This window comes from Prevotella sp. HMSC073D09 (genome assembly GCF_001814145.1).
Taxonomy (GTDB): domain Bacteria; phylum Bacteroidota; class Bacteroidia; order Bacteroidales; family Bacteroidaceae; genus Prevotella; species Prevotella conceptionensis.
In genome coordinates this window covers 1-433 of sequence record NZ_KV815039.1, presented here as the reverse complement: position 1 = coordinate 433, position 433 = coordinate 1, and the positions used below count along the sequence as shown (strand labels likewise).

General features: G+C 58.2%; 1 protein-coding gene. It reads right to left on the bottom strand.

The features are described from left to right. The coding region (locus HMPREF2955_RS02015) for an IS66 family transposase (protein WP_139145449.1) at positions 1 to 433 on the bottom strand (433 nt) is incomplete at both ends.

The following is a 433-nucleotide window of genomic DNA, read 5'->3' as shown; positions in this document are numbered from 1 at the left end:
GACTTCAGTATGGGATAGGCTTTGGATTTCCGTTCAGCCAGAACTTGCTCATGGCCGGCGTTGCCGTGCCTCAGGTTTTCTTCCAGCTCGTAAAGTGCGGCGATGGTGTCGACTATGTGGGCGGCATTCTTGTCGTCTGCCGCTAAATGCTCGAACTTTCGCCGGACATGGGCCATGCAGCCCAACAGTTCTATGCCCTGAACGTTTTCAAACCTGCCGTATGCCTCATACCCGTCGGATTGTATGGCGCCGTGGTAGCCCTTGAAGAGCTCGTCGGGCACGGCGCCCGACCGTGAACCTTCCTTCCAGTGGAAGAATACGCCCCGGGAATGCAGCGCATCCCTCACTCCCCAGAGGTAACCCTTGCGGGTCTTGCCCTTGCGGTCGGCAACCTGTACGCCGGTCTCATCAACTTGCAGGTAGGGGCTCTGCA